This window comes from Lacipirellulaceae bacterium (assembly GCA_040218535.1).
Taxonomy (GTDB): Bacteria; Planctomycetota; Planctomycetia; order Pirellulales; family Lacipirellulaceae; genus Adhaeretor.
The window spans coordinates 452556-475232 of record JAVJRG010000005.1; the positions used below are offsets into that span (position 1 = coordinate 452556).

The following is a 22677-nucleotide window of genomic DNA, read 5'->3' on the forward strand; positions in this document are numbered from 1 at the left end:
ACGCATGTGCACATGTGGCTTGTCTCTGTCGTCCATCGAATAAAATCAGTCGTCAATTCAACCTCAACGATCTCGACGCCCCGCAATGTTTAGAATCAAGGTTTGTGGAATTACCGATCCCGAAGACGCCCAGGCTGCCGTTGAAGCGGGTGCTGACGCGATCGGACTGAATTTCTATCACCGCAGCCCACGAGTCGTCAGCGTGGACCGCGCAATTGAAATCGTCCATGAAGAAAACCTGATCGCCCAACGAGTCGGCGTGTTTGTGAATACGCCAGCTGACGAAGTGAATCGGGTCGCCAGGGCGGTCGGACTGGCTTGGGTGCAGTTGCACGGTGACGAGCCGCCTGAGTATCTGACGGAGATCTCCCCAGAATTCGACCTCATTCGTGTTCACAGGCTCGATTCGAGTGACGATCCAACGAGTTCGATTGTCGAGGATATCGAGGCTTGCCAAGCAGCCGGGCGCACTCCCGATGCCGTCTTGGTCGATGCTCGTACCACAGACGAGTATGGAGGGACTGGCAAGACAGTGGATTGGGCAGCCCTGGTGGATCACAGAGTCTGGCTCGGCGAGATTCCACTCATCCTTGCCGGAGGACTCAGGCCCGACAATGTGGATGAGGCGATCGCCACGGTGAGGCCTGCCGCGGTGGATACCGCTAGCGGAGTGGAATCTTCTCCCGGTCGAAAGGACGCTACGAAAATGCAGACTTTCGTCAGCACAGCGAAAGAAGCTTTCGAAGATGCTGCCCGGACTGGGTAGCCCTAACTGGGTGGCATTTATACGTCGGCTGTTAGCGAAGCTGGCGGTTGCCGGTTTTCTTTTTGTGACCTATACTTTAGCTTCACACCCAGGGTTAACGGAGCCCCGTTGCCTCGGTCGGGCGGCCCGACGTTTCCCGTCGCAACTAGCTTACGACCGCGTTTTAACCCGTTCTTGGCGTCTGCAAGTGTTGCCTCACAATCTTGCATCCTCACGCCGACCACATCTAACTACAGTAGACACTGTCAGGAGAGTGCCATCGTGGCTCAAGCAGAAGTAACACAATTACCGTACAAGGTCGTGACCGTCCCCGAGCAAGAGTTCGAGAAACTCGCCGAATTCGGTCGCAAAGAAATTGAGATCGCCGAAAACGAAATGCCAGGCCTGATGGCTTTGCGTGAGAAGTACGGCAAAGACAAACCGCTGACAGGGGCCCGCATTGCCGGCTGCCTGCACATGACGATTCAGACGGCGGTTCTCATTGAGACGCTCGTCGAGCTCGGTGCCGAAGTCACCTGGAGTAGTTGCAACATCTTCAGCACTCAGGATCACGCCGCCTGTGCGATTGCTAAGGCGGGAATTCCTGTCTTCGCTTGGAAGGGCATGAGCGAGGAAGAATTCGACTGGTGCATCGAGCAAACGCTCACGGCGTTCCCCTCGGGCGAACCGCTGAACATGATCCTCGACGATGGGGGCGACCTCACGGCAATGGTGCACGACAAGTTCCCCGAACTTCTCGGCAACATTAAGGGCCTCAGTGAAGAGACCACGGCAGGTATCCATCGCCTGGAAGTCCTCAACAAAGAAGGCCGTTTGTCCGTTCCCGCGATCAACGTGAATGACAGCGCCACGAAGAGCAAGTTCGACAATCTGTACGGTTGCCGTGAATCGCTCGCCGACGGTGTGAAGCGGGCCACTGATGTGATGCTCGCCGGCAAGGTCGCCGTTGTCTGCGGCTACGGCGACGTTGGCAAAGGTTGTGCCCACAGCCTACAGCGCTACGGTTGCCGTGTACTAGTCACGGAGATTGATCCCATCAACGCGTTGCAAGCTGCGATGGAAGGCTTCGAAGTCGTCACGATGGATGAAGCCTGCAAAGAAGGCCGACTATTCGTTACGACCACCGGCAATAAGGACATCATCCTTGGTGATCACATGAAGCAAATGGCCGAAGACGCCATTCTCTGCAACATTGGCCACTTCGACACGGAAATCGACATCGCCTGGCTCGAAGGCGAAGTCGCCGCTGGGCGGGCTACCCGCTCGGAGATCAAGCCTTCGAACGTCGGTGCCGTGGATCGTTACACGTTTAACGACAGCGGTCGCTCGATCATCGTGTTGGCCAAAGGTCGCTTGGTAAACCTCGGCTGTGCAACAGGTCATCCTAGCTTCGTGATGAGTACCTCGTTTACGAACCAGGTTCTTGCCCAACTTGAACTCTGGCAAAACACAGGTGACTACGAGAACAAGGTCTACCTGATGCCCAAGCGTCTCGACGAAGAAGTCGCTCGCCTGCACCTCGACAAGCTTGGCGTGAAGCTCACCAAGCTCACCCAAGAGCAAGCCGACTACATCGGCGTGCCAGTTGAAGGACCTTACAAGAGCGAGCACTATCGCTATTAGGGAATACGCAACAATTCGAACCAACGATCAGCCCCCGGCGCAAGCCGGGGGTTCTTTTTTACGCAACGTAGACTTTCTTGTGTCTCAGTAGGCGATTCGAATCAAGAATTTGAAAACATGTTAGCAGTCTGATAGTCTTTCCTCTTCTGGATATAGTTACATGGTTTTCCGAGGTATCGTGTGAAAAGAATCCTCTTAGGATTAGCAATCCTGTACTCCAGCTATAGCTTGGCTCCTTTGCAAAAAGCCTTCTCTTGCGGCTGCAACAATACGGATCCGGAATTTGAAAGCTCGTACCAGCTTTCGTACACATTTCGTGCGGTCGAGCCAAAGCCATTTGACTATTTTGGGTCGGCATTGGTGATTGAAGATGGCGTCGTAGCCATCAAACGCGATTCAGGCTACTTCGATGGCGACGGTTTCAGCAGTACAGTCATCTTTGAACAACAAGGGAAGCATTTCTGGCGACCAGTAGAGAAGTTCGACTTTGACGCTGGCGGGACTGAGGGGAATCCGTTTTTCGGGCAAGAGTTGGCGATTGACGGCGGAGAGATCGTCGTCGGTTATTCCCATACCTACACCGATGCGCGCTCGCGCCCTCTGCAGTTTATCGCGAAAGAACAGAACGGTTGGGAACGCACTACTAGCGGCATCGATTTCCGAACTTTTCCCGAGCGAGCGCGAGGGGGCAACCGCTTAGCAGGGCGATCCGTGGACATCTCTGGCGACTGGGCTATCGCCGAAGAAACAAACGCCATTCGAACAGATGGAAGCGTAGGAGTTGCACGCGTGTATCATCGGTCAGAAGCGGGCCAGTGGCTGGAAATAGCGAATCTCTTCCCAGAGTCCGGTCGCGATATTTCCATTACGACGGTCGCCATCGACGGCACGACAGCAGCACTCGTGGATCGAACGATTAACGATGGAGGGCTATACTTCTTCGAGCGTCAATCCGATGGGCAATGGGTTGAAACCCAAAGCTTTCCTCAGAACCTGGCGAATAGCAGAGGATACTTTTCAAGAGTCGTAGAAATCGACGGAGACACCGCCGTGACGCGTGACGAAGGCTCAGGCATCGTTAGCATCTATGAGCGCGAGGCCGGTGTCTGGGATCTGGTGCACGAGGTAGACTCTTCCACACCACAGTTCGTGATCACCGGAGGCGTCGCTCTCGAAGGCGATTTGGTTGCGTACACGGAAGGTACGTCGGAGGCGGGGCGAGATCCTTATCGCGTGAAATTGCTGCGGCGTCAGCAGGATGGCACCTGGGACTACGAGGGGACGATCTCTCATCCCGATCCTTTCAGTCGACAGATCTTTGGTGCTGACCTCGACTTTGACCAGGGACGACTGCTGATTTCAGGAGGCGCCGCACGTGACTGGCGTTCTTATGTGCCACCAGGAGCAGCATATCTCTATACTCCTATTCCCGAGCCCGCCTCTCTCATGCTGCTCTTCTTGGCGGGGCTTGCCTCGACCGCTCGATCTAGAAACTAGTCGCCAGAGATTTCCGCAAAAACGGCGTAAGCATCTCTCGCCTTGTTCGCCCAACAAGTGCGAACGAATTGCCTCCAGCTCAAGACGGGGTTTTTTTATTGCACTCTGTTCCGATCAAGGGTAGCTTGAGTATTCGATGTGACGGCGTGTTGGAAATGACCTAGTGGGAGTAAGCTAATGAAGGCAAATCAACTCACGGACCAAAGTGCTATTCAGCCGGCAATCTTTTTGCTAGCTATTTGTACGCTATCTGCTCCTTTAGCAGTCGCCTCCGAAATCAATGTGCCATCAGACCCCGCCCCGGCTTCGCTGAACGGAACAGAAATACTGAATCTATTTGATGGAGGCTCACTTGGCGATTTCTTCATTCTCAATGACCAGAGCGTATTGAACGTTCAAGGCGGGACGATCGGATATGGAATCTACGCCACGGGTTCCAGCACGATTAATGTCTTCGCTGGAGATGCCGGTTCGACTGAGTATGCAACCGAAATCAATAGTGCGGCAACGATCAACTTCTTTGGCGGCAAACTCGGCGACTTTGGATTCCTCGATAGCATTACGAATCTCTTTGGCGGTGATGCGGGAATGAATGCTACGATCACCGGGCAAGTCAATTGGCACGGTGGTCTCTTGCAGTCAAATTTCCTCGGCACGGAGACAGGCGAGCTGAACGTCTACGGGCGTTCGTTTGAAATCGACGGCGTGCCTCTCGACTCTCTGGAAGAAGGAGTCCCTTTCAGCGTCACAGGTCGCGGCATCGAAATTAGCGGAACTCTCGAAAGTCATGAGCCGTTTGTCTTTCGGTTGGACGCTTCGCCCACGAACTCTCTCACACCGGGATTTGTGTCGCCAGGTTTTGCAACGAACCTAATCCTGTTCGTTCCTGAGCCAAGTTCTGTCGCCTTGCTGGTGGCAGCTGTCTTCGGAGTCTCAGCCCGCAGGAGAAGCTGAGGCTCGCCGGCTACCGGATGAGCCAGCCGTGAGTTGCTTGTGAAGGTTTGAAGAATCTCGCAGCCGCCAGCCCAAGCTGGCGGTTTTTTTGTGCGCCCGGTTCGCATACACTGCACGCCAAGCAAGCGCCCGACGTGGCCACAATTGACACGGTATTCCCCTTTCAGCTCTCTACTTTCCCCTTTCTCAAAATGCCCAACATCTCCGCCTTCCGCGGCATCCGTTACGATCTCGGTCACGTTGGATCTCTCTCGGACGTGATCGCCCCTCCCTACGATGTCATCGATCCTGAGCTTCAGGACGAGCTCTACAAGAAGCACCCGGCCAACTCGGTGCGGCTGATTCTCAACCGTGATGAGCCCGGGGACGACGATAACTCGAATCGGTACACGCGTGCCGCGAAGTTTCTCAAACAGTGGCTGCAAGAGAAGGTGCTGTTCGTCGAGAGCGATCCGGCGATCTACGTATATCATCAGGAGTTCGAGGAACGTGGCGAGACGTTCACCCGCCGCGGATTCATGTGCCGCACAAGGTTGGAGCGTTTCGGCGAGGGCGACATCCACCCCCACGAGGAGACCCACGGCGGGGCGAAAGCGGACCGGCTGAAACTTTGGAAGCATTGCAAGGCAAACCTCAGCCAGATTTTCGGTCTCTATCCTGACGAGGAGAACACGGCCCAGAATCTGCTCGAAGCGGCTATCGTCGGCGTGACTCCGTTGGAAGCGACCGACCACCTAGGCGTGAAGCATCGCCTCTGGCCGGTGACGGATACTGAGGTGATCACCCAAGTCACGGCAGCCATGGGAGGCCGTCCGGTCTACATTGCCGATGGTCATCACCGTTACGAGACCGCCTGTAACTACCGAGACGAACTCGCTGAGGAGAATGCCGGTTCACTCGACAGCGAACATCCGGCCAACTTCGTGCTGATGATGTGCGTCTCGATGAACGATCCCGGCATGCTCGTCCTGCCAACGCACCGACTGTTCCGCGGCGTCCCCGCGATGACTTCTGGGCAGTTGATCGAGAAGCTCGGCGATCACTTTATCTGCGAGCCCGCCGGCGAGGGGCCAGATCGAGCCATCTCGCTCTGGGAAGAGATCGAAACGGAAGACTCCCAGTCCACGCTCGGCCTTTACACCGCCGAGGACGAAAAGTGGACCCTCGTGCGTCTGACCGACGCCGGCCGCGTAAAAATGGCCAAAGTCGCCGCCGACCAATGCGACGCCTGGCAGGGCCTCGGGGTGAGCCTGCTGCACAAACTGATCGTCGAAACACTACTCGGTCAAGCAGATCTTCCCGCCCCAAAATACGTCCGCACGCTCGACGAAGTCCCCACCGGCCTCAAAGAGGGGGACTCCGCCGGTCGCGATCTCACGGGCCAAGAAGGGAGTGGCGGCCGGTTTGAACTCGGCGCTCTCGTGATGCCCGCCACCCTGGAACACATCCGCGCGATCAGCAACGCCGGCGAACGCATGCCTGCCAAGAGCACCTTCTTCTACCCGAAGCTGCTCAGCGGGTTAGTTTTGAATCCGCTGGAGTAAAGTAAAACCACGCTCCGCGTGGTTAGCGCAGCCAGTGAGCGAATTCTGCTCAGACGGTCAACTGGCGAGGTAGTTCTCGCCGCAACCAGCTTCTGACCACGGGGACCGTGGTTTTAATATGTTCCACGTGAAACGATTCACGCGGTTTGCGTGAGATACGTGTTTCACGTGAAACGCGTTGGTTGGGTTGAATGGGAGGTTTGTTTCACGTGGAACGGGAATTTGCTAAAAGCAATCGCTCCACCAGGATCGTCCCCCCCAGCCAGCCCGACCCTACAAGGCAAACCGTTACCTGGGCTTCGCTCAGGCCCAACTGCGAGACCAGTGCCGACAGCACCGCCACAATGGTGGTCAGCATGAACAACTGCCGCAGGCGAAAGTGCCTTTGTTGATCGACTACTTTTGGCTTGAAAATCCGCTGCGTTTTCTGATTGCTCATCTTTCGCACGGAGCACACCGCAAGCGTTTGGCCCAACAGAATTGCGATTGCCGTGGCGACAAAGTACGCTCGTGTTTCCTGGGCCAATTCTGAGTAGAGAATCCCACAGGCAACAAGTCCGGTACCGCCTCCCACCAGAGAGCCAACCGCAAAGCCGCCCGGGCGGAACCCGCTCAACATCAGCATGAGGGCAACGGCCACCATCAGCAGCGCTGCTAGGAACGAGGTCAACAGAAAACCGCCTGCTGCTGCGCAGGTTGCGGAGCCGAGGATGCTGAGTGGTTGGCCATCGAACAAAATCGCCAGCGTCGCCATAACAGGGGGGTAAAGGGTCCCTGCTGCTACGGTCCCTAACCACCCTGAGATGAGATGATCCCCTGTTCGCTCTTCGGTGATTCCGGTAAGGAGATTTCGAATCCGGGGATCATGCGACAGAGAGAGTTGCTCGTAGAGCGTTTTCTGTGATTCACTTTCGCTCTGGATTTGTTCGTCAATTTCACGCATCGCTCGTTTCCGTTGTCGACCAAGCCGACGTGCCAGCACGGCCGTTCCGAACGCTAGGAGCAAAAGGAACCCTACTGCCATGTTCGTACGAGCAACCAAAGCTGCTAGCAAGGCCACGCAAGTTGTAAGTAGCAACAGCCATCGAATAGAAAACTGCCACGGCAACTCCTTGGGATGAGTCGCACGGTACTCGTCGAGCAAGGCACGCTCGTCATCAGTTAGTGGCTTCAAGTTCGGCATAGCTACCGAATTCTACCTTATCCAGCCCCCAGAAGTGGCGTTCCGGGCAAACGCCCACCTCCCTACAATCCGCTCGAAAAAGCAGGCCTCTGCTAGCAGGTTTTCGCGAGAGCCAATTTTCAGATATCACAGTGCTCGCGGGCTACAGTCAATTCACGAGTATTCCACTTTCTCCTTTCACCTTTCTACTCTCTCACGCATGTCTCGAGTCATCTGTATAGCGAATCAGAAAGGCGGCGTCGGCAAGACGACCACCGCCCTGAACATCGCTTGCGGCTTAGCCATCTCGGGCAAGAAAACCCTCCTCGCCGATCTCGACCCGCAGTGTAACGCCACCACGGGCCTCGGGCATGAACCGGACGAGCGGCACGCCCTCGTCGATACGAAACCCCTTCGCGAGTCCTTCCGCGAAACCTACTTGGAGAATCTCTCGCTGCTTCCCGGCGCTCGCAGCTTTGAAGATGTCGACGCCCTGGCGAACTCATCCGACACGCGATCGCGGATGCTAGCGGCCCACCTTGCGGGCAGCTTGGGTTCGTTCGACACGGTACTGATTGATTGCCCACCTTCGCTAGGCCCCCTCACTCGCACGGCATTGACCAGCGCGACCGAAGTTTTAATGCCGATTCAATGCGAGTATTTCGCCATGGAGGGATTAACCCAGATGATCGGCATAATCAGGCAAACGATGGAGCGGCCCGAAAGCCGATTAGAGTTTGGGGGAATCTTGCTCACCATGTACGACGCGGCGTTGGAACTCACCGCCGAGGTCGATCGCGAGGTGCGGGAGTTCTTCGGCGAGATTGTTTTTCATACCGTGATTCCACGAGACGTCGCCGTCAGCGAAGCGCCAAGTCATGGCCGCAGCGTGATGGATTACGCACCCCGTTCGCGGGGCGCTCGGGCGTACGTCGAGCTTTGTCAGGAGGTGCTGGAACGTGTCTAACCAACGACGACTAGGACGAGGATTGGAAGCCCTATTGGGCCGCACCTTTGAGACGCCTGCTGAAGAGGCAACCGAAACAAGCCAAGTAGAAGCGGCAACCGCGCACGAAGCCCACGTCGAAGACAGTGTGCAATATAGTAGTCAGACGGAATCGGTTGGGGCACCGGTTCCTTCCGTAGATCTCACCCGCAGCGACGACGGTCAGCAGTGGCTTGAAGTCAACTCGGTGAATCGCAATCCGTACCAACCACGGACGACTTTCGATGAAGCAGAGATAGCCGACCTCTGCGACAGCATCCGCACCCACGGTTTCCTCGCGCCGATTGTCGTCCGACCTTCCGAGGGTGGTTACCAACTGATCGCCGGCGAGCGCCGTTTGCGTGCCGCCCAGATGGCCGGTTGGGAGCGCGTCCCCGTGCAAGTTCGCCACGTCGACGATCGTCAAATGGCCGAGCTAGCCATTGTCGAGAACATCCAGCGGAAAGATCTCAACGCGATTGAAAAAGGTACGTCGTTTCAACAGTACCTAGAGAAGTACCACTGCACGCAGGAAGAACTCGCCAGCCGAGTGAACGTCGATCGCTCGACGGTCGCCAACCTCATTCGTTTGTTGGAACTCCCAGCGGCGGTCAAAACACTGATCGAGAAAAGCGAAATCTCCGCCGGCCACGGTCGTGCCTTATTACCATTAGGCGACGAAGTTGAGCAGACGAACTTTGCTAAACGAATCGTCAAAGAAACGCTTTCCGTTCGCGCTACTGAGCAAGCCGTTAGCGACTTCATCCGTGGCGAGGGTGGCGACCTACTCTCAGTGGTCGATGCCGACGGCAAAACCAAGACGACCAAGCTGCAACCGGGTGCCCAGCAAAAGGCGCTCGAGGAAGAGTTCAAGCTCGCTCTCGGCACCAAGGTTGATCTCAAGCAAAACGCCAAAGGCAAAGGCAAGATCACCATCCACTTTGCGAGCGCCGAAGAATTCGACCGCCTGCGAACTTTGCTCACCGGCAGCGAGTCTGCGAGTGAGGCAGCGTAAAACCACGGTCCCCGTGGTTTGACAATTCAAGACGCTATTATTTTCTCTCGCAGCTAACCACGGGGACCGTGGTTTTACTGGGTGTCCAAACGAACAGTCAGCCCCTTGCTGCGGACCGCGTTTGTAACTAAGCTTTAAGATTCTCAGCAATTGCTGACCCCGACCTACCGGGGACAGCTTTTTGACGGGGCGTAGCTCAGCCTGGCTAGAGCGCCTGCTTTGGGAGCAGGAGGTCGCACGTTCGAATCGTGTCGCCCCGACTGATTGCCGCTTGTCGGCTAAGCCGTAAGGCTTTCTCTTTCTCACCACAATTCTTGGTGATTCCCCCGGTCGTCGTTTAGAATCGAAGCAACGCGCTCGTACTAGACCAAACCTCCAAAGTCGCAATGCACTCCTCGAATCCTCACCCAAGCAAGCGACTCAAGTTCGAGCCCCTCGAAGACCGTCGCCTGTTAGCTGTGTTCACGGTCAGCAACCTCTCCGACGGCCCGGTCACCGCCGCGGGTGATTTGCCGGGCAGTTTGCGTCAGGCGATTTTCGATGCGAATGCGTTGCCGGGGGATGATGAGATTGAGTTTGCCTTAGAAATCGACGGCCCTGGAATTATTCAGCTGTCGGCTGGGGAATTGGAAATCACTGAGGGGCTCACCATCAGCGGGCCCGGACAAGAGTGGCTGACGATTGATGCCCAGCGAAGTTCTAGAGTTATCAATATCACCGCAATTCAGGGTGACTTCTATATCGGGAGTATGACACTAAAGAACGGATTGACCACATCGGAGAATACTGTCGATCCGCTGGGCTTCCTTACGACTGCCAATGGTGGAGCGATTCGCTTTATCGGAGAAGGTCAGTTGACAGTCGATGATGCAACATTGACTGAAAACGAAGTATCTGAGAGCGATACCCTCGGAGGAGCGATTTATTCTGGGTCAGGAAAGCTGGTCGTCACAAGAACTACGGTAAAGCAGAGTGTGGCTGGAAGAGTGGCAGGCGGAATCTATTCTGGTACCGCAATTGGTGAACCAGGAGAGAACATAGTTCGAAGCGGTAAGTTGGAAGTTTCGCAGAGCACGATAAGTGAGAACAGTAGTCTATCTGGGGATGGCAGCGGAGGCGGTATTTTCTCTCAAGGCAATTTGAAACTTGTCGAAAGCACGGTTAGTGGTAATGTGACCCGAGGTATTTTCGGTGGAGGCGGAATAGGCTCTGCATCTTCAGTAGAGGTGGTGAGATCAACCATCATAAATAATCATGCCCCGTTTGCCAGCCCAAGTTTCTTTGGGGGAGGATTGGGCACCCAGAGTTCGACTCTGATAGAAAGCTCAGTCATTGCGGGCAACACATCGCATGGTCAAGCCCATGACTTGAATGCTCAAGATCCCTCCATCAACTACAGCCTCATCGGCGACACCACCGGCTCTGGCATCACCGCCACCTCCGGCACCGGCAACCTCCTCAACATCGACCCCCTCCTCGGCCCCCTCGCCGACAACGGTGGCCCCACTCAAACGCACGCCCTGCTCCCCGGCAGCCCGGCGATTGATGCGGGAGATATTGGCATTGTTGATCCACCCATGTACGACCAGCGCGGGGCGCCGTTCAATCGCATTGTTGATGGCAATGTGCCTGCTGATGTGGTGATTGATCTTGGTGCTTACGAAGCCCAGGGTGTTCCCTCGGCAGACTTCAATACGGATAACGCGCTCGACGGCTTCGACTTTCTCACGTGGCAAAGCGGTTTTGGAATGGCCAACGCAACCCCAGCCGAGGGCGATAGCGACTTCGACACCGATGTTGATGTGAGTGACTTGGCTGCGTGGCAGCTTACCTATGGCCAGGGCACTTCCAGCAGTGTCCAAGCGGCAACCGAAGGGCCTTCTTCACCCGACCCGGCTCTCGCCATCGCAGCGGCCTTGGCGGTTGAGGTATTCGAGGACGAGGAACTCCTTGCTTTGCCAGAGCATTACCTTCCCGTGACCTTTGCACCTATTGCTGGGGTCAGCAGCGGCCCTGCGGGCAATTCTTCTCCTGATTCTGGACGGCCGATTAGTCGCTCCTCCGCCACCCGCGGTGGGGTTGAGGTCGACCCGCTTGAACTGAAATGGGACGCGGTTCGTCGCCAGTTCTGGAAATAGCAGGGCGGTCTCGTTTTCCCTACGCTGCCAGTCTCTGTCTGATCCTTCCGGCTTTCTCTCAGAAAGGGTTGCATAAGCAGCGAAAAACGGTCATCATCTACGAAAGCTGCATATTGCAGACAACATGCAATGCAGCTCTTGTCTCAGAAACTCTCATCGACAAACCCGGAGAAGCAGTCCCATGCGGTCACGCCACGCTCACCTCCAGCAAAGTTCATTCGTTGTCCGCCGTCATCTGGGCTTTACGCTCGTCGAATTGCTCGTCGTGATCGCAATCATCGGTGTGCTCATTGGGCTGTTGCTCCCGGCGGTGCAAGCCGCGCGGGAATCGGCCCGACGGATGCAATGCACAAACAACATGAAGCAAATGATGTTGGCCACGCTCAACTACGAAGAGGCTCGCGATATCTTGCCGCCGGGTTCAGTATTCCGAGATCATGTTCCCCCGTACGTTCATCGACGCCCGGGCATCCTTGTGCGAATTCTTCCTTACGCGGAAAACCCAACCTTGCACAACCTCATTGATCCCGAGGGAGATGAGCCGACCGACACGAAGCAACTCGCCGATGGAACTTATCTGGCAGAGTTCGTCGTCGATATGTACGTCTGCCCCAGCGATACGGGTGACTTAGTACGCTTGGGCCGTAGCTCGAATACGCCACGTGCACGGACCAACTATGCTGCGTCTTATGGTTCGATGCCGAAGACAGGCACTGCTCCCTATTGTGTGTGTCCTCAAGATATAAGAAATGAGTTTAATGCTTTTGCCATAGGTGTTCCTTCCAGCGACCTGTCGCAATACTCAGGTCCATTTACTCGTCAGCAGCATCCGACCAAGCTCGTCCAAATCACCGACGGCTTATCGAATACCATCTTCTTCGGAGAGGCTAGGCCCGATTGTTCCGACCATATCCAGGAAGGTTGGGCAGGCCATAACAACGGTAGCGGGTTAGTCTCAACAGTTATTCCTATCAACTACGACACCTGCAATCACGACGACGACCCGGTGCCTGGTCAACATAAGAAGTGCAACTGGGCCACCGAACTCGGGTTCCGTTCCGCACACCCCGGCGGTGCCAACTTTGCCCTCGGCGACGGCAGTGTGCATTTCTTTTCCGAGGATCTTGACCACCAGACCTACCAGTTCCTTGGCGACAAAGCCGACGGACAGGTCATTCCGGGTGATGTCTTCTGAGGCACCCCAATTGTTGCCAAGCTAACAACGCTTAGGGCGAGCGGCCGCTAAGGGTTCGCGCACGTGCTGTGCATTAGCGGGCAAAGATTATTTCAGTCCTGCTTACCCTCATTCTCATAATCGTGACGATTGGAATAATCGTTACTTGAGGTGCAGCGATTTCCCTGTCTAGCCGTCTTGAGCCTTCGACAGAAGGCTACACTTTTCAGGCTGCGGGTGTGGCCAAAGTTAGATCTTGGCACGAAAGGCGGCAGGTATGTGGTGGGCAGTCGGGCTGGTTGTGGTAGTGCTCCTAGCGTGGGCGTTGCATGATATTTTGCAGAAGAAGCATAGCATTCTTCACAATTTTCCCATCGTAGGCCACTTCCGTTATTGGATTGAGCATATCGGTCCGGAACTGCGGCAGTACATCGTTACCAGCGATAACGAAGAACGCCCCTTCAGTCGGGCACAGCGTCGCTGGGTTTACGCTTCTTCCAAGGGTGAGAACAACTATTTTGGCTTTGGGACAAGTCTCGACCTCGAAGAGCATCCCAATCATCTGGTTATCAAGCACAGCCCGTTTCCATTGGCAGACCCACGCCCAGGGGACGAAGACTTCGACCCAAACTACGCCATTACCTCGCGAAAAATTCTTGGCGCCCATCGTGGTCGAAGGCATGCGTTTCGACCCGAGTCGATCGTCAACATCTCCGGCATGAGCTTCGGCGCTTTGAGCGGACCGGCTGTTGAGGCGATCAACCGTGGTTGCCAGTTGGCAGGCGCTTTGCACAACACAGGTGAGGGCGGCGTCTCGCCGCATCATCAACATGGAGGCGACCTTGTTTGGCAAATCGGGACTGGCTACTTCGGCTGCCGCGATGAACATGGGAACTTTTCGCTCGAACGCCTGATCGAGGCAGTCGACAAGCACCCGGTCCGTGCGATCGAGATCAAACTCAGCCAAGGTGCAAAGCCGGGCGTCGGCGGTATGCTGCCGGCAGAGAAAATCACGCCGGAGATTTCTGCGATCCGAGGCATTCCGATGGGGAAAGACTGTGCAAGTCCACCATCCCATCGGGAGTTCAACAGCGTGGATAGCATGTTGGATTTCGTTGAACTGATTGCGCAATCCACCGGCTTGCCAGTGGGTATCAAGAGTGCCGTGGGGGAACTTGATTTCTGGAATAATCTGGCCGAGCAAATGGCGACCACCGACCGTGGCGTTGATTTTATCACCATCGATGGTGGTGAAGGCGGCACCGGTGCCGCTCCAAGGGTGTTTTCCGATCATGTGGCCCTGCCGTTCAAGCACGGCATGAGTCGAGTCTATCGCGAGTTTGCCCGCCAAGGATTGCAGGACGACGTGACCTTCATCGGCTCAGGAAAACTCGGCTTCCCCGAACAGGCACTGTTGGCCTTCGGGATGGGCTGCGATCTGATTGCCGTCGCTCGTGAAGCGATGCTTTCGATCGGCTGCATCCAAGCCCAACGCTGCCACACAGGTTTCTGCCCTGCGGGCGTTGCGACGCAGAACAAATGGCTGATGGCAGGACTCGATCCGCAGCTCAAATCAGCGAGGCTCGCAAACTATTTGGTGTCGCTCCGCAAAGAGCTGCTAAGATTATCTCGCGCGTGCGGAGTCAGTCACCCGGCGGAGATTACGCTTGAGCATTTTGAACTTTTGGGCAAAGGGATGGAAACCCAATCAGCCGTCGAAGCATTCGGCTATCAAGAAGTCACTGTAGGTGAAATGCAGAAAGCTGTGAACGCCTAGCATTTGATGCTCGAAAGCTGCGTAATCTCTGCTTGCTTAACGTAGTCTTATTCCGCGTCAATCTCTAAAAAAGGGACCCGACCAAGCTGGTCGGATCCCCGGGGAGAGGTGGCTTCCAGTTCTAGCTTCAGTGTCTCGAAACGACGTTGTTATTACGTTCGTTCGACTCTTGCACCCTGTTGCCAGGGTCAACCATGGCCCGAACCAGGATGGCTTGTCCTGGTGTCGGCGGAACAAAGATCGAACGTCTCGTTTGGTTCGATTTTAAGGGAGCGACGCGCAGGTTTTTAGTTGCCAGCAACTGTCGATTCTGTGCGTTGTAGATCACTACGGAAATAGTTGTTTGTGGCGACATGGCAAAGCCGCGATTGGTTACGGGGATGGCGAATCCTTGACCGACGGGCTTGATTCGCCCAATGGCATAGTCGACTTTTGGTAGTTGCTGATTGAGCCCTGACTCGGCAGCGTTTGCTTGTTGCAGACTGACAGTTGCTAGGGCTAGTCCCAGCGCGATTGAAGTGATTCGTTGCATCATTCTTCTCCGTTCAATAGTGGGGATTTAGCGAGCCGGGCCTCTGGCCGGTCTCGGGTGGAATGTTTCTACCCACTTAAGCGAACGCAAAACGCAGATGTTACTGGATAATCGTGACTATTTCCCTTCGACTTTTGTCGTTGTCCTAGTCAGCTACTTACAAGAACTAATCATGAGTTAGTAAGTAGCCGTGACCTATCCTGCGCTCTGGACAGAACGTGAGTACGCCCTGCCGAGTTCCATCGGCTCAGTGACGAAGAGTTCGGTATAGCCGCAGGTGCCGCAGACGTTCGCTTTGAGCGAGAAACCAACGACGCCCTTGAAAATCCGCGCGGTCGGATTTGTCTCAACTTCGACTTTGAGATCGCTTGCCGCCGAAAGCCAGCATTCCTCAAGTGTCCGGTCAACGACGCGAACCCCCTCCAGCATGTTCTGATCGTGGCACTTCGCACATGAATAACCCATCACTAGCCTCCGAAACGAAAGGGTGAACGCTCGGCACACCGACTGTGCTGAGACAGACCCTATCGTAGGAAGAACTTGTTACCCGGGTGTTACCAAGATGTTTCCGCGACATCCTATTTTCTGGATTCGCTATGGTTCAATGCGGGTGCCCAATGATTAGATCCCTGGTCGATTCACTGGTGGGTAGGAAAGTCACTGTAGCCTTTCGCCCCTGTCGGCGAGTACCAATCGCTCATCTCCGCCATCGGCGCGAGCGGCCAATCGTTTTGGAAACGTTCGACAAGATCGGGGTTACTAATGTAGGGACGGCCAAAGGAAATAAGATCAGCCTCATGGCTCTCGATCCGCAACTCCGCGTCCTTCTTTTCATAGCCGCAATTGCCCATCAGTGGACCGGTGAAGACTTGGCGGAACTCGCCGAGCGTCATCGCTTCGCCCAAGTCATGGAAGCCAAAGCCTAGCCCGTCCATGATGTGCAAGTAAGCGAGTCCATAGCCGTCCAATTCTTTTGCGGCGTATGTGAATTGCTCACGATAATCTTGCGAGCCCATGTCGTTGTACGCGCCGTTGGGCGAAAGTCGCACGCCGACTTTACTGGGGAGCCAGGCTTTCGAGACCGCTTCGACCACTTCACGCAAGAAAAGAAAGCGATTTTCGATGCTGCCGCCGTACTGATCCTCACGGTGGTTGGTCTTCGACTGCAAGAATGTGTCGAGGAGGTAACCATTGGCCGAGTGGACTTCCACGCCATCGAAGCCAGCATCGCGGGCGCGCTTGGTTGCCGTCGCGTAGTCATCAACAATGCCCGGAATCTCGTCGGTTTCCAACGCCCGCGGCGTCTCGTGCGGCTTCTTGCCCTCAGGCGTGTGAATATACTCTTCGTTGATCGCGATCGCCGAGGGCGCCACCGCAGGTTGGCCACCGTGAAAAGCACTATGCGAAGCGCGACCACAGTGCCACAACTGCAAGAAAATCCTACCGCCCGCCTCGTGAACGCGTTCAACGACCATCTTCCATCCCGCTTGCATCTCGTCGGTGTACATCCCGGCGGACTCGTTCCAACCGTTGGCCTGTGGGCTAATGGTTGTGGCTTCGGTGAGAATCAGCCCAGCCGAGGCACGTTGCGAATAGTAGTCGGCCATCACCTCGTTAGGAATACGATCCTTGCCTGCACGCGCACGAGTCATCGGGGCCATCACAACGCGGTTGGGCAGTTCTAGTCCGCGGAGATCGAAGGGAGTGAACAGTTGGCTCATGGAAAGGTATCTCCTTACGTTACCAAGTTTTTAAGTAGCTACACCGCCCAAAGTAGCCTTGAGAATTTCCGTGTCGTCGCACGCTAGTAGTGCGAACCGTTCTTGCGAATATGGACCATCGGGTCGCCCTCATTCGCGAGCTTGCCGCCAGTCACTTCGCCAAGGAAGATGCGATGGTCCCCTGAATCAACATGCCCAGCGGGCGTGCACTCAAGATAGCCCAATGCGTCGGTAAGAGCAGGCACGCCATTAGTAGCTTCAGTGGTAGCAACTCCCTCGAAGGCCGGCTCGCCCGGTTCAAAGCCTTTGCCGAAGTGAGCAAGAAACTGCTTTTGTGATTCGCCAACCAAGTTCAAGACGAAGGGTTGCCCTCCGGTCAACCAATCACAAACGTAACGGCCTTGCTTGACGGCAACGCTGATCATGGGAGGTTCGAATCCGGCTTGCATCACCCAACTGGCAAGCATCCCCGTGGCTTGGTCGCCTTTGCCTGCGGTTAAGATAAATATTCCGCTGGGTACGCGGCCCAGTGCTTGCATTACTGCTTCGTTGGCTTCACTCATCGATTCCGATCAATCGCTTTCTAGTTAATTGCTTTCTTGACTTCTCGCCCCAAGTGACTTTCAACACGCTCCACTTTCTCCTTTAACCGCCCCGAGCGATCTTTGCGGTAGTCGAGCTTTGCAGAACAAGTTACCCGATCAGAAACCTGTGACATCAGTTCGATGCATTGCTGCACAATGTTCAGGACTTCCGGCAATTCACCCTCGATAATGGTCCCCATCGAGTGCAGTTCGTAGTCGAGTCCTGAGCGATCAATTAGGTCGACACAGCGGGCCACATGCTGACTAACGCCCTCGCCGGTACCCATCGGGACAATGCTGAGTTCTAGAAGAACCATCGGGTTGCTGCCAAAGTGGTGAGACATTACAAGCACGCAGCGCAAGCAAGTGAATGGTATTCTTAGTGAGTATTCACTTGCGTGCGCTGCGTGCTTGTATTGTATGCCCCTACTAATGCTTGTCGAGGCAACGCTAGCACTTCCAGTGTTTTTCCGAGGATCGATCTACATCGGGACGAGCAATTTAGCTACCCTCCGCTAGCATTTCTGTTTTTGCATCACTGGTACGACCTCACTCTCTACCCGCAATTTGTGTTTCGTTTCGATGAGTCGTCTCGTGCGTTCGGTCCTACTGTTATCGGTGTTTGCGTTTTTCGCGTGTCTTAGACCAACGTGTACTGCGTTCGCTCAAGAGCAAGCGACCTGGCAGCCCTATCGCACGATTGATACCACCTCGGTCGAACCAATCGCCAGTGAGTTCGAGACACCCACCGAATCGATTTCACAAGTCGAACTGGCGACCATTCATCAAGTCAGCCAGCAAATCGGCGGTTCCCCAGTTGGTGAGACGGCCCCCGTCTTCTTACCTCCACCATCGCAAAGCGTCGAACTATTCCCGCAGACGGCGGTCCCATACGAGGGAAACGCCTTTGTTTGCGATCCCTACCCAAACCAATTTGCTGCGAATCAGCCGTGGCGATTTCAGTTGCTTCCCGACGGAGTGATCTGGAACTCCTACATGGCCGGCGTCCGCGAGTCGAGAATCTCGGGCGTCGTCTATGGTGATCAAGGTGGCGCAGCGTTACTTGATGTTACGCTCGGCGGACGGATGGCGATTTTTCGCAACGGAACCGTTGGCCCCTCCCCGCGCACTGGTCGGCCCGAAGGATGGGAGTTCCAAATCGAAGGCGCCGCCCTGCCACGTTTGAACTTGGACGAAAACTGGGATCTTGAATCGGTCGACTTCCGCTTTGGCATGCCGCTCATTTATGCTCGTGAGAATTGGCAGTGGAAGTTCTCCTACTATCACTTGAGTGCCCATCTGGGTGACGAGTTCGCGATCCGCGAAATGGCTCTTGGCCAACGTATCAACTATAGCCGCGACGTTTTGGTGTTGGGACTTTCGTACTACACCTCACCCGCATGGCGGTGGTACGCTGAGGGGGGCTGGGCTTTCTACACCGATGGCGGTTCCGAGCCTTTCGAGTTTCAGTTTGGCGTCGACATCGCGCAGCCAGGACCAACAGGAACTGCCGGAACGCCGTTCGCTGCCTTCAATGGCCACCTTCGCGAAGAAGTCGATTTCGGCGGCAACTTTGTCGCCCAAGCGGGCTGGCTCTGGCGAGGCGACACCGGCCGCACCTTGCGGATTGGTGGTCACTACCACAATGGCAAGTCGAGCCAATTCGAGTTCTTCAACCAATTCGAACAACAAATCGGCGGCGGCATCTGGGCTGACTTCTAGTGCATAGTGTGATTGTCTCGCGCAGAGACGCGGAGACGCAGAGAAGAAAAAAATAGCCGCAGATGAACGCTGATAAACGCGGATGAGATTCTCAGTACTGATAGCTCGGTATCTGAATTCCCAGATAGGTAATGCCTAGATTTCTTGATCAAAAACTTTTGTTTGAAAATCCGCGTTTATCTGTGTTCATCCGCGGCCAATCTTGTTGCTCTGCGTCTCCGCGTCTCTGCGCGAGACTTAATACTTGGCACTAGGATTTGAACCAACATCGGTTGTAGAATAGCCGGATGTCCAAACGTCCCAACGACTACCGTCTCTTCTGGCAGGAGTTCCGCCGCACGTTTCAAAGCACCGGTGCGGTGCTACCGAGCGGTCCCGCGTTGTGTCGGGCTTTGGCGGCCCACGTCCCTGCTGAAGGCAGCAGGAGAATCCTCGAGGTCGGCCCCGGCACGGGGGTAGTTACCACGAAGATCGCTCAGCAGATGGGTCCTGCCGACACGCTCGATATCGTGGAACTGAACGAACGATTCGTCGAGCGTCTGCAGCAGCGCATGGACGAAGAGGAGCAGTTCGCCGACGTGCGAAAACGCGTTCGCATCCATCAGATGCCCGTCCAAGAGTTCAAGACTGAGGAGCCCTTTGACGCCATCGTCTCGGGTTTGCCTCTGAATAACTTCCCTGTTGATCTAGTAAACGAAATCCTCAGTCATTTCGAACGCCTAGCCGCTGAGAACGCGACGATCAGCTTTTTTGAGTACGTCGGTGTTCGTAAAGCAAAGTCGTTATTCGCCAGACAGCCCGAGCGTTTGCGACTGGCCGGTATCGAGAAATCCATTAGTGACATCTGCGGTCGTCTGCGTTTCGATCGTCAATGCGTCATGGCGAATGTCCCGCCCGCGTGGGTTCATCACTTGCGGACGTCATGACTAAGTTGGCAAAACTCCTCACCATCGAATCAACGTGCGACGAAACTGCCGCCGCCGTGATTGATGGCGAGCGGAACGTCCTCTCGTCGGTTATTGCCACTCAGGAGGAACTGCACGAACGCTTCGGGGGCGTCGTCCCGGAGATCGCCTCGCGGGCGCACATCGAACGCATCTTGCCGGTGATCGACACAGCGCTAAAGAAAGCAGAAACGAGTCTCCAAGAACTCGATGCCGTTGCCGTGGCGAACGGGCCGGGCCTTGCCGGTTCGCTGCTCGTCGGTTTGATGGCGGCCAAGTCGCTTAGTCTCGCTTTGAATAAGCCATTGATCGCCGTCGATCACCTGCAAGCCCACATCTACGCCTGCCGGATGGATGCTGGCCGTGACATTTTTCCTTGCGTGGGCATGATCGTCAGCGGCGGGCATTCGAGCCTCTACCGCTGCGACTCACCGCTCGAGTTCACTACGCTGGGCGGAACGATTGACGATGCGGCCGGCGAAGCCTTCGATAAAGTCGCCAGTATGTTGGGCCTCGGCTTCCCCGGTGGCCCGGCGATGCAACGTGCCGCCGAAGGGGGCGACGCCACGCGTTTCAAACTGCCCAGGCCGTTGCTCAGTGATAAGGACCGTCTCGAATTCAGCTTTAGCGGCTTGAAGACCGCCGTGCGGTACAAGCTGTTCGGCCCCGCTAATCCTGTCGACGTAGAAAAACTCGACGCCGGGCTTATCGAAGGTGGGCTAGTCGCCGACATGGCCGCCAGCGTGCAACAAGCGATCATCGATTGCCTGTTAGGGAAAGCCTTGCTTGCGGTCGAAAAAACCGGCCTGGACACACTCTGCGTCGGCGGCGGCGTCGCCGCGAATGGCCCCTTCCGGGATCAACTCACGGAGTTGGCAGAACGTGAAGGTATCGAGCTCCACATCGCCCCCCGCTCCCTCTGCACCGACAACGCCGCGATGGGGGCGATTGCCGTTGAGCGATTCAACGCGGGATTGTTTGAGGGGTTGGACTTGGATATTTCGCCGGGGCTAAGGCGGCCTGGGAAGTGAAACAAAACACAGAGCGTGAAGTGCAACTCATGCGACTCAGAATAATTCCAGGTGTTTATTGAGATGGGCCATTCTATTTCAGCCTTAGTCTGTAAACCATCAGCCGGGATTGAAAGGTTGGTCGACTACGACCTAACTCACATCCCGGTTGGCAATTTCGTCATAGTGCCTCTGGATGCTTACCATAGTGACAGTTGGACTGAGCGGTTAGGGCTAGGATTCCGTTCAGGGAAAACGAAAATCATTCTCGACAATAGTCTTGTTCACCACATTGCTGAGTTCGCGGCGACAGATGAATACGCGATTATCGAAACCGATTGCTTCGGAGGTGTTGGAGATCAAATAGCGGCCGTCTATCGCAGCGGGCAAGAATCACCGTTGTGGGCGTCGGAACGTGTTTCTGCAGGTGCGATCAATCATGCGCTAAGAATGATCGGCGTAAAGAAACGCTTCGGTAAAGATGAGTTCAACACTTTAGGTCTAGGAAATTATAGGAGATTTGATGAGTACTTCGAAGACTATTGGGACTAGTCGAACGGCTTAGCACGGGGTTGTTAGAAGAGTTGGACTTAGAAATCTCACCCGGGTTGCGGTGGCCTTCCTCCCAAAGGTGACAGGCCTTGGGGTAGCTTTTGAAAACGAATCTCGCGAATTGCTGAGAGTTTCACCACGAGTCTGCGGTTGAAAACTTAGGGGAGTTGCGATTCAGGCAAAACACGAGGACCGATGTCGTGGCCATTTTTTCCTTCCACCTTGCTCGCACAGAGATTCGAACTGCATTGGGGGCTTTGTATAGCCCGCTGCAACGGCATCAGTTTCCCGGGCTCAATCATGCCGAGTGTTTGGCAATGATGAAGTTGGGGGCGTCCATTCTCTCGCCAGCTCGTATGCAGCTGCATAACCTAGCGATGTTTGCGTCGTGGGAGAGCGACACGGCAATCGACAAGTTCCTTGCAAACTCGAAGTTGGGGAAGGAGCTTGCGAGCGGTTGGCACGTTCGCATGGAGTTCACTCGACGCTGGGGAAAAGTAAGCGAGTTTCAGGGGCTTCCCAAGTCGATTGGAGCTCAAGATCCGGCAGCCCCCGTTGTTGCCGTGACGCTGGCAAGAATGAGGCTTCCTCAAGTGCCGCGATTTATCCGATGGGGGAAGCCGGTCGAAACGCTTGTCCGTGACCATCCGGGAATAACCCTCGCACTCGCCGCGATGAGACTCCCTCGCACGGTCTCGACGTTTACGATCTGGAAATCGCAGCAAGAAATGACCGACATGGTCCATGGACGAAGTAGCGTGCCTAGCCCACGACGCCACACTGACGCAATGGTCGAACGAGAGCGGAAAGACTTCCACTTCGAATTCACCACACTCAGATTTCGACCGCTAGCTGAGTACGGAGAATGGCAAGGGCGGTCGAAGATCGTTCCCGGGGTGAGCTGATCGGTTCCCAAAAGTTCAATGTGAGGATGTTGGAGAAGTTGGACTTTGATATCTTGCCGGGGTTCAAACGGC

At 55.4% G+C, this 22677-nt stretch carries 21 protein-coding genes and 1 tRNA gene; 16 read left to right on the forward strand and 6 right to left on the reverse strand.

Annotated elements, in window-relative coordinates:
• Window positions 1-85 precede the first annotated feature (85 nt).
• The 5 genes from RIB44_02060 to RIB44_02080 all read left to right on the forward strand — a co-directional run bounded on the left by RIB44_02060 (window position 86) and on the right by RIB44_02080 (window position 6384).
• A complete protein-coding gene (locus RIB44_02060; protein MEQ8615357.1) occupies window positions 86-766 on the forward strand; it encodes a phosphoribosylanthranilate isomerase in 681 nt (226 codons plus the stop codon).
• A 261-nt stretch (window positions 767-1027) separates the two neighbouring features.
• Window positions 1028-2389, forward strand: coding sequence for an adenosylhomocysteinase (ahcY, locus tag RIB44_02065; protein ID MEQ8615358.1), 1362 nt, complete (start codon window positions 1028-1030; stop codon window positions 2387-2389).
• A gap of 180 nt (window positions 2390-2569) precedes the next feature.
• The gene (locus RIB44_02070) at window positions 2570-3886 is read left to right on the forward strand and encodes a hypothetical protein (protein ID MEQ8615359.1); all 1317 of its coding nucleotides are present in this window, start codon (window positions 2570-2572) and stop codon (window positions 3884-3886) included.
• Window positions 3887-4063: 177 nt separating this feature from the next.
• The gene (locus tag RIB44_02075; GenBank protein MEQ8615360.1) at window positions 4064-4840 is read left to right on the forward strand and encodes a PEP-CTERM sorting domain-containing protein; all 777 of its coding nucleotides are present in this window, start codon (window positions 4064-4066) and stop codon (window positions 4838-4840) included.
• Window positions 4841-5031: 191 nt separating this feature from the next.
• Complete coding sequence (locus RIB44_02080; GenBank protein ID MEQ8615361.1) at window positions 5032-6384, forward strand: DUF1015 domain-containing protein; 1353 nt, start codon at window positions 5032-5034, stop codon at window positions 6382-6384.
• 205 nt (window positions 6385-6589) lie between these two features.
• On the opposite strand, the gene RIB44_02085 is transcribed toward RIB44_02080, so the two are convergent.
• The gene (locus tag RIB44_02085; protein MEQ8615362.1) at window positions 6590-7567 is read right to left on the reverse strand and encodes a hypothetical protein; all 978 of its coding nucleotides are present in this window, start codon (window positions 7565-7567) and stop codon (window positions 6590-6592) included.
• Window positions 7568-7766: 199 nt separating this feature from the next.
• Here RIB44_02085 and RIB44_02090 point away from each other — a divergent pair, with 199 nt between their 5' ends.
• From RIB44_02090 to RIB44_02115, 6 genes are all read left to right on the forward strand, one after another.
• On the forward strand, window positions 7767-8513 hold the full coding sequence (locus RIB44_02090; GenBank protein ID MEQ8615363.1) for a ParA family protein: 747 nt from the start codon (window positions 7767-7769) through the stop codon (window positions 8511-8513).
• Window positions 8506-9546: a ParB/RepB/Spo0J family partition protein gene (locus tag RIB44_02095; GenBank protein ID MEQ8615364.1), complete on the forward strand. Its 1041-nt coding sequence runs from the start codon at window positions 8506-8508 to the stop codon at window positions 9544-9546. Before RIB44_02090 ends, RIB44_02095 begins: the two co-directional genes overlap by 8 nt.
• Before the next feature lie 185 nt (window positions 9547-9731).
• Window positions 9732-9806, forward strand: a tRNA-Pro gene (locus tag RIB44_02100).
• A 126-nt stretch (window positions 9807-9932) separates the two neighbouring features.
• Complete coding sequence (locus tag RIB44_02105; GenBank protein MEQ8615365.1) at window positions 9933-11684, forward strand: choice-of-anchor Q domain-containing protein; 1752 nt, start codon at window positions 9933-9935, stop codon at window positions 11682-11684.
• A gap of 181 nt (window positions 11685-11865) precedes the next feature.
• On the forward strand, window positions 11866-12879 hold the full coding sequence (locus tag RIB44_02110) for a DUF1559 domain-containing protein (protein ID MEQ8615366.1): 1014 nt from the start codon (window positions 11866-11868) through the stop codon (window positions 12877-12879).
• Between the two features lie 256 nt (window positions 12880-13135).
• Window positions 13136-14635 carry an FMN-binding glutamate synthase family protein gene (locus RIB44_02115; protein ID MEQ8615367.1) on the forward strand — a complete coding sequence of 500 codons (1500 nt, stop codon included), beginning with the start codon at window positions 13136-13138 and terminating at the stop codon, window positions 14633-14635.
• Window positions 14636-14762: 127 nt separating this feature from the next.
• On the opposite strand, the gene RIB44_02120 is transcribed toward RIB44_02115, so the two are convergent.
• The 5 genes from RIB44_02120 to RIB44_02140 form a co-directional block, all read right to left on the reverse strand.
• Window positions 14763-15167, reverse strand: coding sequence for a CARDB domain-containing protein (locus RIB44_02120; GenBank protein ID MEQ8615368.1), 405 nt, complete (start codon window positions 15165-15167; stop codon window positions 14763-14765).
• A gap of 195 nt (window positions 15168-15362) precedes the next feature.
• Window positions 15363-15632: a hypothetical protein gene (locus tag RIB44_02125; protein MEQ8615369.1), complete on the reverse strand. Its 270-nt coding sequence runs from the start codon at window positions 15630-15632 to the stop codon at window positions 15363-15365.
• A gap of 173 nt (window positions 15633-15805) precedes the next feature.
• Window positions 15806-16888, reverse strand: a complete 1083-nt coding sequence (locus RIB44_02130) for an alkene reductase (GenBank protein ID MEQ8615370.1) — start codon at window positions 16886-16888, stop codon at window positions 15806-15808.
• A gap of 83 nt (window positions 16889-16971) precedes the next feature.
• Complete coding sequence (locus RIB44_02135) at window positions 16972-17451, reverse strand: flavin reductase family protein (GenBank protein ID MEQ8615371.1); 480 nt, start codon at window positions 17449-17451, stop codon at window positions 16972-16974.
• Window positions 17452-17471: 20 nt separating this feature from the next.
• Window positions 17472-17816 carry an MTH1187 family thiamine-binding protein gene (locus tag RIB44_02140; protein MEQ8615372.1) on the reverse strand — a complete coding sequence of 115 codons (345 nt, stop codon included), beginning with the start codon at window positions 17814-17816 and terminating at the stop codon, window positions 17472-17474.
• Window positions 17817-18066: 250 nt separating this feature from the next.
• Between RIB44_02140 and RIB44_02145 the strand changes: the two genes are divergently transcribed.
• From RIB44_02145 to RIB44_02165, 5 genes are all read left to right on the forward strand, one after another.
• Window positions 18067-19194, forward strand: coding sequence for a DUF1207 domain-containing protein (locus RIB44_02145; GenBank protein ID MEQ8615373.1), 1128 nt, complete (start codon window positions 18067-18069; stop codon window positions 19192-19194).
• Window positions 19195-19481: 287 nt separating this feature from the next.
• The gene (locus RIB44_02150; GenBank protein MEQ8615374.1) at window positions 19482-20120 is read left to right on the forward strand and encodes a methyltransferase domain-containing protein; all 639 of its coding nucleotides are present in this window, start codon (window positions 19482-19484) and stop codon (window positions 20118-20120) included.
• The gene (gene tsaD, locus RIB44_02155; GenBank protein ID MEQ8615375.1) at window positions 20117-21169 is read left to right on the forward strand and encodes a tRNA (adenosine(37)-N6)-threonylcarbamoyltransferase complex transferase subunit TsaD; all 1053 of its coding nucleotides are present in this window, start codon (window positions 20117-20119) and stop codon (window positions 21167-21169) included. The genes RIB44_02150 and tsaD overlap by 4 nt, the downstream gene beginning before the upstream one ends.
• A 63-nt stretch (window positions 21170-21232) precedes the next feature.
• Entirely contained in the window at window positions 21233-21700 is a 468-nt protein-coding gene (locus RIB44_02160) for a hypothetical protein (GenBank protein ID MEQ8615376.1), read from the forward strand.
• Between the two features lie 200 nt (window positions 21701-21900).
• Window positions 21901-22605 (forward strand): hypothetical protein, encoded by a 705-nt coding sequence (locus RIB44_02165; protein ID MEQ8615377.1) that lies wholly within the window; start codon window positions 21901-21903, stop codon window positions 22603-22605.
• The last annotated feature ends 72 nt before the right edge of the window (window positions 22606-22677 follow it).

Excerpts from the sequence above, each read along its gene's own strand:
- RIB44_02085 (MEQ8615362.1), bottom strand. The coding sequence starts at position 7,567 with ATGCCGAACTTGAAGCCACTAACTGATGACGAGCGTGCCTTGCTCGAC.
- RIB44_02090 (MEQ8615363.1), top strand. The coding sequence starts at position 7,767 with ATGTCTCGAGTCATCTGTATAGCGAATCAGAAAGGCGGCGTCGGCAAG.
- RIB44_02060 (MEQ8615357.1), top strand. The coding sequence starts at position 86 with ATGTTTAGAATCAAGGTTTGTGGAATTACCGATCCCGAAGACGCCCAG.
- RIB44_02120 (MEQ8615368.1), bottom strand. The coding sequence starts at position 15,167 with ATGCAACGAATCACTTCAATCGCGCTGGGACTAGCCCTAGCAACTGTC.
- RIB44_02160 (MEQ8615376.1), top strand. The coding sequence starts at position 21,233 with ATGGGCCATTCTATTTCAGCCTTAGTCTGTAAACCATCAGCCGGGATT.
- RIB44_02140 (MEQ8615372.1), bottom strand. The coding sequence starts at position 17,816 with ATGTCTCACCACTTTGGCAGCAACCCGATGGTTCTTCTAGAACTCAGC.
- tsaD (MEQ8615375.1), top strand. The coding sequence starts at position 20,117 with ATGACTAAGTTGGCAAAACTCCTCACCATCGAATCAACGTGCGACGAA.
- RIB44_02080 (MEQ8615361.1), top strand. The coding sequence starts at position 5,032 with ATGCCCAACATCTCCGCCTTCCGCGGCATCCGTTACGATCTCGGTCAC.
- RIB44_02110 (MEQ8615366.1), top strand. The coding sequence starts at position 11,866 with ATGCGGTCACGCCACGCTCACCTCCAGCAAAGTTCATTCGTTGTCCGC.
- RIB44_02150 (MEQ8615374.1), top strand. The coding sequence starts at position 19,482 with ATGTCCAAACGTCCCAACGACTACCGTCTCTTCTGGCAGGAGTTCCGC.
- RIB44_02125 (MEQ8615369.1), bottom strand. The coding sequence starts at position 15,632 with ATGGGTTATTCATGTGCGAAGTGCCACGATCAGAACATGCTGGAGGGG.
- RIB44_02115 (MEQ8615367.1), top strand. The coding sequence starts at position 13,136 with ATGTGGTGGGCAGTCGGGCTGGTTGTGGTAGTGCTCCTAGCGTGGGCG.
- RIB44_02130 (MEQ8615370.1), bottom strand. The coding sequence starts at position 16,888 with ATGAGCCAACTGTTCACTCCCTTCGATCTCCGCGGACTAGAACTGCCC.
- RIB44_02135 (MEQ8615371.1), bottom strand. The coding sequence starts at position 17,451 with ATGAGTGAAGCCAACGAAGCAGTAATGCAAGCACTGGGCCGCGTACCC.
- RIB44_02105 (MEQ8615365.1), top strand. The coding sequence starts at position 9,933 with ATGCACTCCTCGAATCCTCACCCAAGCAAGCGACTCAAGTTCGAGCCC.
- RIB44_02075 (MEQ8615360.1), top strand. The coding sequence starts at position 4,064 with ATGAAGGCAAATCAACTCACGGACCAAAGTGCTATTCAGCCGGCAATC.